8 protein-coding genes are annotated in these 13,900 nt (G+C 62.1%); 2 read left to right on the top strand and 6 right to left on the bottom strand.

Annotation, left to right across the window (positions count from 1 at the left end; genetic code table 11):
* Window positions 1-41: 41 nt before the first annotated feature.
* Window positions 42-4,937, bottom strand: a complete 4,896-nt coding sequence (locus AOA60_RS05845; RefSeq protein WP_099583591.1) for an alpha-2-macroglobulin — start codon at window positions 4,935-4,937, stop codon at window positions 42-44.
* Between the two features lie 299 nt (window positions 4,938-5,236).
* On the opposite strand from AOA60_RS05845, the gene AOA60_RS05850 reads away from it, so the two are divergent.
* Complete coding sequence (locus AOA60_RS05850; RefSeq protein ID WP_099583592.1) at window positions 5,237-6,586, top strand: MATE family efflux transporter; 1,350 nt, start codon at window positions 5,237-5,239, stop codon at window positions 6,584-6,586.
* Between the two features lie 134 nt (window positions 6,587-6,720).
* Here the strand turns inward: AOA60_RS05850 and AOA60_RS05855 are convergent, their stop codons facing one another.
* From AOA60_RS05855 to AOA60_RS05875, 5 genes are all read right to left on the bottom strand, one after another.
* The gene (locus tag AOA60_RS05855; protein WP_099583593.1) at window positions 6,721-7,584 is read right to left on the bottom strand and encodes an alpha/beta hydrolase; all 864 of its coding nucleotides are present in this window, start codon (window positions 7,582-7,584) and stop codon (window positions 6,721-6,723) included.
* Between the two features lie 97 nt (window positions 7,585-7,681).
* Window positions 7,682-9,595 carry an arginine decarboxylase gene (speA, locus tag AOA60_RS05860; RefSeq protein WP_099583594.1) on the bottom strand — a complete coding sequence of 638 codons (1,914 nt, stop codon included), beginning with the start codon at window positions 9,593-9,595 and terminating at the stop codon, window positions 7,682-7,684.
* A gap of 142 nt (window positions 9,596-9,737) precedes the next feature.
* Complete coding sequence (locus tag AOA60_RS05865) at window positions 9,738-10,109, bottom strand: translation initiation factor Sui1 (RefSeq protein WP_099583595.1); 372 nt, start codon at window positions 10,107-10,109, stop codon at window positions 9,738-9,740.
* Window positions 10,110-10,288: 179 nt separating this feature from the next.
* The gene (locus tag AOA60_RS05870; RefSeq protein WP_099583596.1) at window positions 10,289-10,825 is read right to left on the bottom strand and encodes an NUDIX hydrolase; all 537 of its coding nucleotides are present in this window, start codon (window positions 10,823-10,825) and stop codon (window positions 10,289-10,291) included.
* 2 nt (window positions 10,826-10,827) lie between these two features.
* Window positions 10,828-11,895: a DUF2333 family protein gene (locus AOA60_RS05875; RefSeq protein ID WP_099583597.1), complete on the bottom strand. Its 1,068-nt coding sequence runs from the start codon at window positions 11,893-11,895 to the stop codon at window positions 10,828-10,830.
* Between the two features lie 299 nt (window positions 11,896-12,194).
* On the opposite strand from AOA60_RS05875, the gene AOA60_RS05880 reads away from it, so the two are divergent.
* Window positions 12,195-13,865, top strand: a complete 1,671-nt coding sequence (locus AOA60_RS05880; RefSeq protein WP_099583598.1) for a PleD family two-component system response regulator — start codon at window positions 12,195-12,197, stop codon at window positions 13,863-13,865.
* Window positions 13,866-13,900 lie beyond the last annotated feature (35 nt).

Consider the following 13,900-nt stretch of genomic DNA (forward strand, 5'->3'; position numbering starts at 1 on the left):
TCCCCTGCGGGAGCGAGCAAGCCCGCTCCCACAAGGGTTCTTCAGCGGCCCTTGATGACCAGGTCCGCCGGGGTCTCCCCCACGGCCTGCCAGTTCGGCCGATACATCGACTCCACCTGCGGCGGCGGCACACGGTAGGTGCCCGGCGTCACCGCACGCGCCAGGTACAGCAGGTGCGTGGTGCCATCGCCGTCCAGGTTGATCGCCGCCACATAGCGGTCATCGCGGAACTCCTGATGCTTGAGCGCCGCGTTCTGCATCGACTCGCGCCATTCCTTCACTTGGCTGCTGGCGTTTTCCAGGCTGGCGGCACTTTGCGCCAGGTTCTGGTTTTCCAGCTCCAGGCCAGCGGGCAGGAGGTCGACCACCAACGCATCCGGTACGCGCTGCTTGGCGCTGACCGCCAGATGCACCAGCACCAGGTCGCCGCTATTAAGGCTGCGCAGGTTCAGCGGCTGGCCGTTCATACCCAGGTATTCACGGCGGATGCTCAGGTTGTCGCCACCCGGTGCCGGCGGCACTTGCGGGTAACCCGAGATCGTCAGTTGCTGGTACACCGGCGTGTCGCCCTGATTGCTCAGGCTCAGATCGCCTGAAAGCAGCTTGCCTTCCAGGTCCAGCGTCGACTGTTGATTGTTCAGCTCTTGCTCACCGCCGCTGCCGTTGAGCAGGACCTTCCAGGCCGACTCGGGCTGGGCGAACCCCAGGCGCCCGGCCAGGAACAGTGAATTGCGCTCCTGGGTCGACAGGTACGGGCTGGCCGCCAATTGGTCCGACAGGGTAAACAAACGCTCTTCGCGCTTGCCCTTGGCCAAGTCATTCTCTTCCAGCAACGCCAGGATCATCGCCTGGTCCCGCAGCGGGCTGCCGTAGTCGGCCAGCCATTCCTTGGCGCTGCGTTGCGCTGCCAAGCCTGCCTGCAACGCCTGGTCCGCACGCGGCTGGTCGCCCATCTTGTGCAAGGCGATGGCCAACTGCACCAGCGGCAACCCGGAACGCGCATCGCTGCGTCGCTCGAAAATGCTGCGCAGCGCGCCCAGTGGCGCCTGCTGACTGCGCGCCAGCACCATGCCGGCGTAGGCTTGCACGGCAAAGCGCGTGTGTTCGGCGTTGTCGCTGTAGTCGACTTCGATCAGGTTGCGCTCCTGCACATACCGCAGCAGGCGCTCGCTGGCCTTTTTCAAGGCTTCAGGCGGCACGGCAAAACCCTGGTCGCGGGCGCGCAGCAGGAAGTCGGTGACGTAGGCCGTCAGCCAATATTCTTCTTCGCCGTCGGCGCCCCACAAACCAAAGCTGCCGTTGTAGCGCTGCATGCCCAGCAGGCGTTCGATGCCCAACTCGATCTTGCGCTTGCGCTCGGCATCCGGCTCGCCCTTGATGCTCAGACGCTTGAGCAACGCATCGTCAGCGTACAGCGACGGGTACAGGCCGCTGGCGGTTTGCTCCAGGCACCCATACGGGTACGCCTTGAGCGCCGATATCTGCGCGCCGAGGTTCAGCGGCGGCCGGCTCGACAGGCTCAACAGCGCCTCACGCCCGGAGGCATCGAATTGCTCCAGGCTGCCGGCGGGCAAGCTCCAGGGTTCATTTTTAAGCACTGCGCGGTAATGCTTGAGCAGCGCCGGATAAGCCGGACGCACGCCCAAGGTCCACTCGCGGCTGAACGGCGGCAGGTTTTCACCCGGCAGATCCAGCCCGTTGACTGTCACCTTCACCTTGCCCTGGCCCAACCCGCCCCAGGCTTTCACCGGGATACGCAGGGTGGTGCGCTGGCCTTGTTTGAGCTCAACGGTTTGCGCGGCAGTGTTGACCAATTCCAACTGCCCCTCGGCGCTCAGTTGCACATCGAGTTTCTGCGCCTTGCCCGACAGATTGGACAGGTCCAGGGCCAGTGTCGTCTGGTCACCGCCGGCGAGGAAGCGCGGCGCCGACAGCTCGGCGATCAGCGGCGCGGCAATCACCGTCTTGGCTTCAGCCATGCCATAGCGGTCATCGCTCCAGGCCTGGGCCATCAGGCGCAGTTCGCCATTGAAGTCGGGGATGTTGACGCTGACTTCGCCCTCGCCCTTGTCGTTCAAGGTCACAGGCGCGCTTTGCAGGGCGACGATGGTCACGCTGGTGTCCGGGCGCTTGCCACCCTTGGCCAATGCCGCGTCGCCACCGAAGGCCAGGCTGGCCAGACGGCCCTGCCCGGCTTCGATCAACTGGCCGTAGATGTCGAACTGGTCCACGCCATACGCCTTGCGGCCGAACAGGCTGGCGTACGGGTCGGGCGTCGGGTACTCGGTGATGTTGAGGATGCCCACGTCCACCGCCGCCACCAGCACATGCACCTGTTTGGGCACGCTGCCGTCGTCGTTTTTGGCGGTGACTTTCACCGTCAGTGGTTGTTTGGGGCGCATTTTTTCCGGGGCGGTGAGGGTCACGCCGAGCTTGCGCTGGGTGCGATCCAACGGCAGGTGCAGCAGGCCCACGGCGCGTTTGGGGGTGATATTGGCCTTGCGTTCGCCAGGGCGAATCACCAGGGCACTCACATACAGGTCATGGCGCGACCATTTAGGGTCGAGTTTCACGGCGAAGCTTTTGCCCTCGGCCGGCACCTCGATTTCCTGCCACCACAGCGGCCCTTCGGCGGACTCCACCAGCAGGTAGCCTTTACCGGCAGCGGGCGGCGTCACGGTGATATTGGCGGTGTCACCGTCGCCATACGCCGGTTTATCCAGCGCCAGCTTGACCTGATCGGGCCGCACGGCGCCGCCTTCGGTGTTGTCCTGGGCCTGGTAACCGGCCCAGAAACGCAGGCTGCTGACCAGACCGGTCTGCGGGTCTTCAACCTCGACACGGTACGGGCCCCACTCCACCTGGAAACTGACCTTGGCGGTGTCGCCGGCCTTGATGTTCAGCGTCTGCTCATCAAGGTTGAGGAATTTCTCGTTGTAGTGGTAACTCCAGCCGTCGTTATCGGAGTAGTTCCAGTAATAGTCGCGGCGCTCGCGCACCAGGCGCACCTTGAGGTTTTGCGCGGCGAGTTTCTGCCCGTCCTGGTTGGCCAACAGCACTTCGAATTCCGCCGGGCCATCGCCGTTGGTTTCGGTGCCGTCAAACAGCCCGCGCAGGCCCGGCAATTGCTCGGCCGGCCAGATGGGTTGCACCAGGCGACGGGTGATCGGCCGTCCGCCCGACTCTTGCAGGCTGGCCTGCACGATCAGTTGCAGCGGTGATTTGGCCTCGGCCCATTTGCTTTCCAGGGTCAGTTTTTCCTGGCCCTTGGCATCAAGGACACTTTCGTCCAGTTCAAAATCCTGGCTCAGTTCTTCTTCGGTGACGGAACCGAACTGATAGCCCGGCAGCGCCTTGACCGCTTCGCGCAGCGGCCGCACATAGACTTGCCCGCTGACCCGATTGCCGGAAGCTGGCGCGCCGTACAGGTAACGGCCGTTGACCTGGATGACGGGGTTATCCGCCGGGCTCAATGCTGTGTCGCTACCCTTGAGTTCCAGCGCCAGGCGCTCGGGCAGGAAGTCTTCGACGAGGAACTCATACAACTGCGGTTTGCCGTCGCCCAGGTCGAACACCAGCTGCCAGCGCCCGGTCGGCGCCTCTGCGGCCAGTTGCAGTTGGTATTGATAGAGGCCGGATGCGTCGGCATCCCAGACAAATTTGCGGCTGACTTGTTCATCCGGACGGCGCACCTCGACACTCACCGGCTGCGGCTTGACGGCGTTGCCGTCCTTGTCGCGCAGCAGGGCGTTGAGCAGCACGGTTTCGCCGGGGCGATACAGGTCGCGCGGGCCGAATACAAAGAACTGCAACGGGTGCGAGGGTTGGCCGCCGATGTCGAACTCCGCCAGGTCCAGCGCAGCGCTGTCGAGGCGCAGCAGGCTGGTCTGTTCGCCTTGCTTGGCAAGCAAAACCTGGGCCTTTTTCGGCAACGGCAACTCGGCGTGGCCACCCTTCTCGGTCTTGCCCTGGCCCAGCACGCGACCATCGGCATCCAGCACTTCCAGGTCGACGCCATCCAGCGCTTTGCCGCCTTCCAGTGCCTGGGTAAACACATCCAGGCGATTGGCGTAGCGATGCACCGACAGGCCGATATCACTCAGGGTAAACAGCGTGGCCGGTTGCGAATAGTTGTAGGTGCCCGAAGCGCGCATCACTGCCAGGTATACGCCCGGCTGCTGCAATTGCTTGAGGCCGGCAATGGGCAGCAGCAGGGTTTCACGGGTATTGCGCGCCGGATTGAGATCAAAACGGCCGCCGTAGACCAGATCGGCCAGCGGCAGCAGTTCACGGGATTCATAGCTTTGCAGGCTGGTATTGCGCCCCCACTGCGCCAGGAACGACGGCAGGGATTCGGGCTTGATGCGGAAGAATTCGACGTCGATCTTGTCAACGTTCAGCGCGATCACCGGCAGGCCCTCGGCGAGGCGCGTCGGCAGCAAGGTGCCACGGCTGGCGAAGCCGACGGTGGCTTGCAGGTCACGGGTTTCCAGGCGGGCGATGTACTCGGCGGCGAGCGTGTTGTCGTTGACCGCCTTCACCCCGGCGTCGACTGTCAGCACCAGTTTGCGCTGGGGCTCAAGGTGGCGCAGGCGCAGCTCCATCAGGTTATCGGACAGTTCCCAGGCGCCGTCGACCTTGCCCGATTTGCTGTCCACCAGGTGGAGCCTATCGGCGAACTTCTGGTCGGGGTCCAGGGGAATGGAAAAACTCACCGACAAGGTGCTGGCCCCGTCCAACTGCACCTCGGACACGTCCACCACGCTCAACTCACGCCCGGCATAACGCTGCTTCAGCGCTGGCACATCCACCGCCGCCTTGGCCGGTTTCGGCGCAGCCGCCACTGGGGGTGCGGACGGCGCAGCAGGTTTATCGGAAGAATCGCAGGCGCTCAGCAGGGCCAGCGCGCAGGCCAGGAACAATCCTTTGTTAAGCATGGGGCACTCGTAGTGAGAGGGAACCGAGGGGTGAACTATATATCAGCGCCGGCAAAGCCGATGTGGCGCTGGTCACATTGACCGACGGAGGGTGGGTTGGTTCTGGATCTGCTTCAAGCCAAGCCAATTCCCACAGCCTACAAAGAATAAAATGTGGGAGGGGGCTTGCCCCCGATGACGGTGGGTCAGTTGATGCATGAGTTGACAGACACACAGCTATCGGGGGCAAGCCCCCTCCCACATTGGTCCTGCGGGGCGACGGAGGGCCAGTTACACTGCAGCTCCCCAGAGGAGCCTCCATGCCCACCTTACTCACCGACTGGCGCCACCGGCCCACACATCGCCGCGTCTGGGCCCTGGCCGCGCCGATGATCCTGTCCAATATCTCCGTGCCGCTGGTGGCCTTGGTCGACAGCATGGTCATCGGCCATCTGCCCCATGCTCATCAGTTGGGTGCCGTGGCCGTCGGGGCCAGCCTGTATACCTTTCTTGCCTGGGCCATGGGTTTCCTGCGCATGGGGTCCACCGGTTTCGCCGCCCAGGCCGCTGGCCGCAACGATGGTCCGGCGCTGCGACAAATCCTGCTGCAAGGTCTGTTGCTGGCGCTGGGGCTGGCGATGTTGCTGGGCACGGTAGGCATTCCCTTGAGCCACCTGGCGCTGGAGTGGATGCAGCCGTCACCCGAGCTCAATCAACTGACTCGTGACTTTTTCCACGCCCGCCTGTTCGGCCTCCCTGCCGCCCTGGCCACTTATGCGCTGGTTGGCTGGTTCCTCGGCACGCAAAACGCCCGCGCGCCGCTGGCGATTCTGTTGACCACCAACCTGGTGAATATCGCGCTCAACCTGTGGTTCGTGCTCGGTTTGGAGTGGGGCGTGGTCGGCTCCGCCCGCGCCTCCGTGATCGCCGAATGGACCGGCGCCCTGCTAGGTCTGGCGCTCACGCAAAAAGCCCTGCGCGCCTACCCCGGCCATATCGCCTGGGCCGCGCTGAAAGTGTGGCAAAGCTGGCGCCCATTGCTGGCGGTGAACCGCGACATTTTTATCCGCAGCCTGGCGCTGCAATCGGTGTTTTTCATGATCACGGTACAAGGCGCGCGCCTGGGCGATGCCACCGTGGCGGCCAACGCGCTATTGCTCAACGGGCTACTGTTGACCGCCCACGCCCTGGACGGTTTAGCCCACGCGGTGGAAGCCCTGTGCGGCCACGCCATCGGCGCCCGTGATCGCCAGTCCCTGCGCCGTTCATTGGTGGTCGCAGGTGGTTGGTCACTGATTGCCAGCGTCGGCTTTGCGCTGCTGTTCAGCCTGGCCGGGCACCTGTTTATCGCCATGCAAACCGACATCCCCAGCGTGCGCGACACCGCTGATATCTACCTGCCCTACCTGGCCCTGCTGCCGTTGATTGCGGTTTGGAGCTATCTGTTGGATGGCCTGTTTATCGGCGCCACCCGCGCGCGGGAAATGCGCAATGGCATGCTGCTGACGGTGTTGCTGGCACTGCCCTTCGCCTGGGCGCTGCAGGGCTTGGGTAATCACGGCCTTTGGATCACTTTCCTGCTGTTCATGGCACTGCGCAGCCTGACCCTGGGGGGCATCGCTTGGCGGCTCAAGCAGCGTGGCCACTGGTTCGGTACCGGTGCTGACTGACCACTGCCAGAACATCACAACAATACCCATTAACGGCACGGGTAAAATTAACCAGGTCATCCAGATATAACCCTGGCAACTGTTCGTACGCTCAATGCACTGAATTCCATTGACCAAGCCAAAAGCAGCTAGGTTTATTGGCCGGAGGTGGACTCGATAAACCCAGTCACCCTATCCAGCACCGGCGCCAACCAGCGCAAAGGCTTGGCGATAGACGCCACCAATGTCGCATGGCCGGTTCGGGTGAAATACAACACCTCGACCGGCGCACCCGCTTCCCGCAGTTTTTTCGCTAACCCTCCCGTGTTGCGGGTGGGGTTGACGAGCGTGTCATCGGTCGAGGCAATCAACAGGCTTGGCGGCGCGTCACGACTGACGTGGTTGATCGGCTGCGATTCCGGCGGCGAGTCCGGAAAGAAGAACACCGGCTTCACGTCTGGGTTTTCAATCGGCAAGAAGTCATAAGGCCCGGCCAGGCCGATCCAGCCTTTGAAGATCGATGGTGCCAAGCCCACTGCATTGAGCCAACGCCCATCCAGCGCCAGCATCGAGGCGTTATAAGCGCCGGAGCTATGGCCCATCACGTAAAGCTGCTTGGGATCGGCGCCGTATTCAGCGCCATGGTGATAAGTCCAGGCCACCGCTTTTGCGCCATCCTGGAGAAAGGCGGGGTAACGCACTTGCGGGTAGAGCCGGTAGTCTGCGATCACCACCACCACGCCACGTGAAGCCAGGGCTTCGCCGACGAAAGCGTAGTCGTCCTTGCTGCCGTTGTTCCAGCTGCCGCCGTAGAAAAACACCACCACGGGGGCGTTTGAAATGGCAGGAAGCGGGCGGTAGATATCAAGCTTCTGGCGGGGATTGTCGCCGTAGGCGATGGCGGAAGTTTTGGTGAAGGTGTCGCAGGGTGTCAGTGCATTGAGCACTTTGATCGGCGAGCAGGCCGCCATGAAAGCAGCCATTGCCAGGGTGAACACTTGCAGCCATTTGCTCGACATCGTTCAGCCCCCACACAACCTAAGGAATGGCAGCGTTCCCACTGTGGGAGGGGCCATCGCACCGCCCCTCCCACAGTTGGACTTGTGTCAGCTCAGCTTACGAGGACAGGTACGAAGACCGCGTCAGGCCCAGGCGCAAGGCGTCCAGGAACTGGGTGCGTTCCGACGCGCTGATCTTCGCGCTCGCGCACTTGTCACGGTAATGCGTCATCAATTCCTCCGGCGACAAGTGCACGTAGCGCAGCATGTCTTCGATGGTGTCGTGGGTCTCGATGCCGGCGCTGTACACCGAGCCGTCTTCGCGCTGGTAGATGTTCACCGAGTCGGTGTCACCGAACAGGTTGTGCATGTCGCCGAGGATTTCCTGGTAGGCGCCGACCAGGAAGATACCCAACAGGTAGTCTTCACCTTCGTTCAAACCGTGCACCGGCAGGCTGGTCTCGATGCTCTGCTCGTCGACGTACTGCTTGATCTTGCCGTCGGAGTCGCAGGTCAGGTCTTGCAGCACGGCGCGGCGCAGCGGCTCTTCGTCGAGGCGGTGCAACGGCAGGATCGGCAATACTTGGCCGATGGCCCAGGTGTCCGGCAGGCTCTGGAACACCGAGAAGTTGCAGATGTACTTGTCGGCCAGCTTGTCGTTGAGTTCGTCCAGCACCTGGCGGTGCGAGCGCTGGCGGGCTTTCAACGAGTTGTGCAGGCGGCGGCACACGGCGAAGTAGCACTGCTCGGCCAGGGCTTTTTCGGCCAGGGTCAGCTTGCCATCGGCGTACTGGGTGGCCACGTCGCTCATGTAGTGAGTGGCGCGCCAGTAGGTTTCGGTGACCATCTCGATGTCGGTCGGACCCAGCAGGTCCACCAGCCACTGCACGGTTTCCGGCAGGCTTTCCTTGTTTTCGATGGTCGGGATTTCGTCGTTGTGTTTCTCGACGTCAGTGACTTGCACCACCAGCATGGCGTGGTGGGCGGTCAGGGAGCGGCCGCTTTCGGAGAAGATATTCGGGTGCGGCAAGCTCTGCGCGTCGCAGAATTCCTTGAGCATGCCCACGACCACACCGGCGTAGTCGTCCATGTCGTAGTTGATGGAGCTGGCGTTACGCGAGTGCGTACCGTCGTAGTCCACGCCCAGGCCACCGCCGACGTCGATGTGATCCACCGGCAGGCCGAGGTTGCGCAGTTCGCCGTAGTAACGAATGGCTTCCTTGAACCCGTGCTGGTAATCGGCCAGGTTGGCGATCTGCGAGCCCATGTGGAAGTGCAGCAACCGGATGCCCTGGTCCAGGCCTGCGGCGCGGAAGCGCTCGACCACGGACAACAGTTGCGCCGCCGACAAACCGAACTTGGACTTCTCGCCACCGGTGTCCGCCCACTTGCTCGACGCGAGGGACGACAACCGCACACGCAGGCCGACCTGTGGCTTGACCTTGAGGCTGGCAGCCTCTTCGATCACCAGGCCGACTTCGGATTCTTTCTCGATCACGATAAACACGTTGTGGCCGAGCTTCTGGCCCATCAGCGCGAGGCGGATGAACTCACGGTCCTTGTAGCCGTTGCAGACGATGGTGCCGCCCTTCGGCGCCAGGGCCAGCACGGCCAGCAGCTCAGGCTTGGAGCCCGCTTCGAGGCCAATGGAGACGTTCTGGGTGGCGATGATGTTCTCGATCACCGCTTCCTGCTGGTTCACCTTGATCGGGTACAGCGCGGTGTACTTGCTCTGGTATTCCAGGCGTTCGATGTTGGCGTCGAAGGCACCGGTCAGTTGGCGTACACGGTCTTGCAGAATGTCAGGGAAGCGCACCAGCAACGGCAACGACAGGCCGCTTTTGCGCAACTGGTCGACTTGCTCGTAAAGGTCGACAGGCGTGCTGTTCGGGCCGTTCGGACGGACTTCAACGCGACCGGCGTCATTGATCGCGAAATACCCGGCCCCCCAATGGCGGATCCCGTAAACACTGCGGCTGTCCGCAACTGTCCATTGGCTGCCATCGTCTTTGCGTGTGCGTCGTACGGACATCGAAGTCCCCTATAAATGAAGGCGAAGGCGCCACCTCTCAGGGAGGCTGGCGCAGTCTAAAGAATGAAAATGACGATTTGCCTGTAAGAAAGGTAGACCTCACTCGCAGGACAGAGTTTAGACACAGGTTGGGAAGAGGCTGTCAGCCGCCGGACTTCTTGGCCTTGTAACCGAGCTTGATCAGCTCGGCCAACAGCAGTTCGACGTGATCGCCCTGGATCTCGATGACGCCGTCTTTCAACGCGCCACCGGTGCCACAACGCTTTTTCAGCGCGGTGGCCAGTTCCTTGAGCGCATCTTCAGCCAGGGGCACGCCGGTGATAGTCGTCACCGTCTTGCCGCCACGGCCCTTGCTCTCGCGTCGCACGCGGGCAATACCGTCGCCTTCAGGGATCAGGGTCTGTTTGCAGATACACGAATCCACGGGCTGACGACAGTCCGGGCAGTGTCGACCTGCATCGGTGGAAAATACCAGGCCACCAAGGGCGGCGAAGGATGCGGCTTTTTTGGCCACCGGCAATCCTCTTGGGAGGATGAAGACTGATCGGCGCGCTCATGCACGACCGACCGCGAAGCCCCACTCAGGCAGGGGCAGCGCTACCGAACCGCCAAGGCGGCTCGGGTGAAAAGTCGCGCAGTGTAACGGCAAAAAGCCAACTTGCTAAGGGCCAAATAGCGCCAATTTATGCAACTTTAGCGACGCGAGGCCAGATAGCGGCGCAGGCCCTCTTGGGCGTCCGGGCAGTAGGGCTTTTGTTCGGCCTCCTGCAGGACAATCTCGATGGGCAAAAAGCGCGCTTCCATGACTTCTTCAGGCTGTAAACGCAGGGGCCCATCCCAGACAGCGGAATAGGATCTGCACCACAAACGGCTGTCACCGTCCTCGAAGTAGAAATGGTCATGCTCCACCAATTCCACCCCGCCCACGCCAAGTTCTTCCTCCAGCTCACGCGCTGCGGAGTCTGCATAACTCTCCCCGGCCGCCACCATGCCGCCCGCCGCCGTGTCCCAGAACCCAGGGTACATGGCTTTGCTCAGGGTACGCCGGTGCACACACAGCTCACCGGCGGAGTTGAACAGGAAGATAAACGTGCAGCGGCCGATCAAGCCCCGCTGGCGAAGGTCGGACCTGACGAGGGTGCCGAGCAGATTGTCCTGCTCGTCGACCCAGCAGATCAGTTCAGCATCGGAAGCCGCACGGTGCGCGGCCTCCTGTTGAGTGGCGTCCATCATCAACCTTGGTTAAGCAACTGACGCAGATCGATCACCGCTGCGTTGGCCCGCGAGATGTAGTTGGCCATCACCAGCGAGTGGTTCGCCAGTACGCCAAAGCCGCTGCCGTTGAGGATCATCGGGCTCCACACGGGCTCTTGCGAGGCTTCCAACTCACGGATGATCTGACGCACGCTGACCGTGGCGTTCTTCTTGGCCAGTACGTCGGCGAAGTCGACTTCGATGGCGCGCAGCAGATGGGACAGTGCCCACGCCTGACCACGGGCTTCGTAGAACACGTTGTCGATCTGCATCCATGGCGTTTCCACCACCTCTTCGTCGACCTGCGGCACTTCACCTGGCGCCAGGGCTTCGGTTTTGAGTGCGGTGTTCAATTTGACCCGGCCAACACTGGCCGACAGGCGTTGCGACAACGAACCCAGGCGGGTAGCCACATCACCCAGCCAGTTGTTCAGGTTGTCGGCACGCGCATAAAACAGCGCGCCGCGCTGGTTAGGGTCGGACAGGCGCGCTTCATAGCGGCTCAGGGAGTTGATGCCTTCCTGGTACTCCGACTCGCTCGATGGCAGCACCCAGCTCTTGTTATCGAAGTTGAAACGCGGCTCGGCCTTGGCCAAGTCAGCGTCTTCGGCCGATTGCGACTGGGACCGGGCGAAGTCTTTACGCAGGGCACGGGTCAGGTCGCGCACCTGCACCAGCACGCCGTACTCCCAGCTCGGCATGTTGTCCATCCACAAGCCCGGCGGGAAACGGTCGTTGGAGATATAGCCGCCGGGTTTGTTCAGCAAGGTGCCGACCACGGTCTTGAGGGTTTCGACAGTGGTGTAGCCCACCACCATCTGCTTGCCTTCTTTCTCGGCAGCAATTTGCGCGTTCTGCTGGACCGGGAACAGCGCCGGCTCTTCGCTCCAGTACCAACCCAGGGCACCGGTGACCAACAGGTACAGACCCAGCACGCTAAGCAGCGCCCGGCTCATCAGCAGGGTACGAAAATAGCTGCGGTTGGCCGACTTGGGCTCAGGGGCGGGGCCTTTGGCACTGCCTGCACGGTTTTTCCAGTCCAGCATGGCGATATCCTTTCAATCACTTGAGTTCATGCACTTCAATTGACGGCGTGCGTTCAAACACTCCGACCACAACCCTACCCCATCGTGCCCGCCGGTGCGGGGGTTTTCACCAAACTGGCGCAGGAGTGGCGCTGGACTATAAAGGATGGACGCTTTTTACGCTGCGCGACCGTCAGGTCATTAACTGAATCGCACCGACATGCAGTTAATTGACATATGACACTCATCCCACTGAAAAGAGGTGCTAGCATAGAGCCATCAGTTCGACCTCAGCATGCACCCTTACTAGTAGTCAGGATATGACCGAGCCAGAAGACCCCAGCCGTGAGCGTCTCAAGCAGCACTTTGCCCAGCGGGTAATTCATCAGGCACGTCAAATTCTTGAGATCTGGCAGCGCCTGCAACGCAGCGAATGGTCTGGCGCCGACCTCTCCGAGCTCAGCGAGGCCAACCTGCGCCTGCTGCGCTTTGCCGAGCGTTTTGAACAACCCGAACACGGCCAGTTGGCGCGCAACATCGGTGAATCACTCCAAGCGGTGGATGAAAACCGTGGCCGCCTCAGCAGCCAGTTGATCACCGAACTCAACCGTTTGATGCAGCGCCTGTCGCGCACCGGCCTGCGTCAGGGCGACCAGCTGGAACAGACCTTCCTGCCACCGATGCGCAAGCCGATCTACGTGATGCTCGCCGATCACGACCGCGCCGAGCGCCTGGCCAAGCAGCTGGAATTCTTTGGCCTGAGCGCCCAGTCACTGGATAGCGTGGCGGCGTTTCGCGCCTCAATGAGCGAGCGCCTGCCGTCTGCAATCGTGATGGACGTGGATTTCTGCGGCGCAGGCCTGGGCCTCAAGCTCGCCGCCGAAGCCCAGGAAGGCCTGGAGCAAAAGCTGCCGCTGTTGTTTTTCAGCCTGCACGAAACCGACACACCGACCCGACTGGCTGCCGTGCGCGCCGGTGGCCAGGAGTTTCTGACCGGCACACTGGAAGCCTCCAGCCTGCTGGAAAAAATCGAAGTGCTGACCTGCGTCGCCCAGTACGAGCCTTATAAAGTGCTGATCATCGACGACTCGCGGGCCCAGGCGCTGCACACCGAACGGCTGCTCAACAGCGCCGGGATCGTCACCCGCACCTTGATTGAGCCGATCCAGGCCATGGCCGAGTTGGCGGACTTCCAGCCCGACCTGATCATCCTCGACATGTACATGCCCGCCTGCACCGGCACCGAACTGGCCAAGGTGATCCGCCATAACGACCGTTATGTGAGCGTGCCGATCATTTACCTGTCGGCCGAGGACGACCTGGACAAGCAATTGGATGCGATGAGCGAAGGCGGCGACGACTTCCTCACCAAGCCGATCAAGCCGCGGCACCTGATCACCACCGTGCGCAACCGCGCCGCCCGCGCCCGCCACCTCAAGGCACGGATGGTGCGCGACAGCCTGACCGGGCTGTACAACCACACCCATATCCTGCAATTGCTCGAAGACTGCAGCTTCCGCGCACGCCGCGAGAACAAGCCGTTGAGCTTTGCCATGCTTGATATCGACCACTTCAAGCGGGTCAATGACAGCCATGGCCACCCCATGGGCGACCGCGTGATCAAGAGCCTGGCGCTGTTCCTCAAGCAGCGCTTGCGCAAGACCGACTTTATCGGACGCTACGGCGGTGAAGAATTCGCCATCGTGATGCCCGACACCGACCTGGAGTCGGCCTGCAAGGTGCTGGATGAAATCCGCGGACGCTTTGCCGAAATCCATTACCCGGCACAGCCTCAGGATTTGTGGTGCACGTTCAGCGCCGGGCTGGTGGAGCTGTGCGACGGCTCCGACAGCCTGATGATGGCGGCCCAGGCCGACGAGGCGCTGTATCGCGCCAAGCATGCCGGGCGCAATCGCGTGCAAGCCGCACGGACGTCAAAGCAAAGTGCCACCTTTTCACCAGAATCCACTGACTCCGTCATAACGCTGTAATGAAAACGCAATAACTTCAGGCACTTACCTTTTGC

The sequence above is a fragment of the Pseudomonas sp. 2822-17 genome, assembly GCF_002742485.1.
GTDB lineage: Bacteria > Pseudomonadota > Gammaproteobacteria > Pseudomonadales > Pseudomonadaceae > Aquipseudomonas > Aquipseudomonas cyclaminis.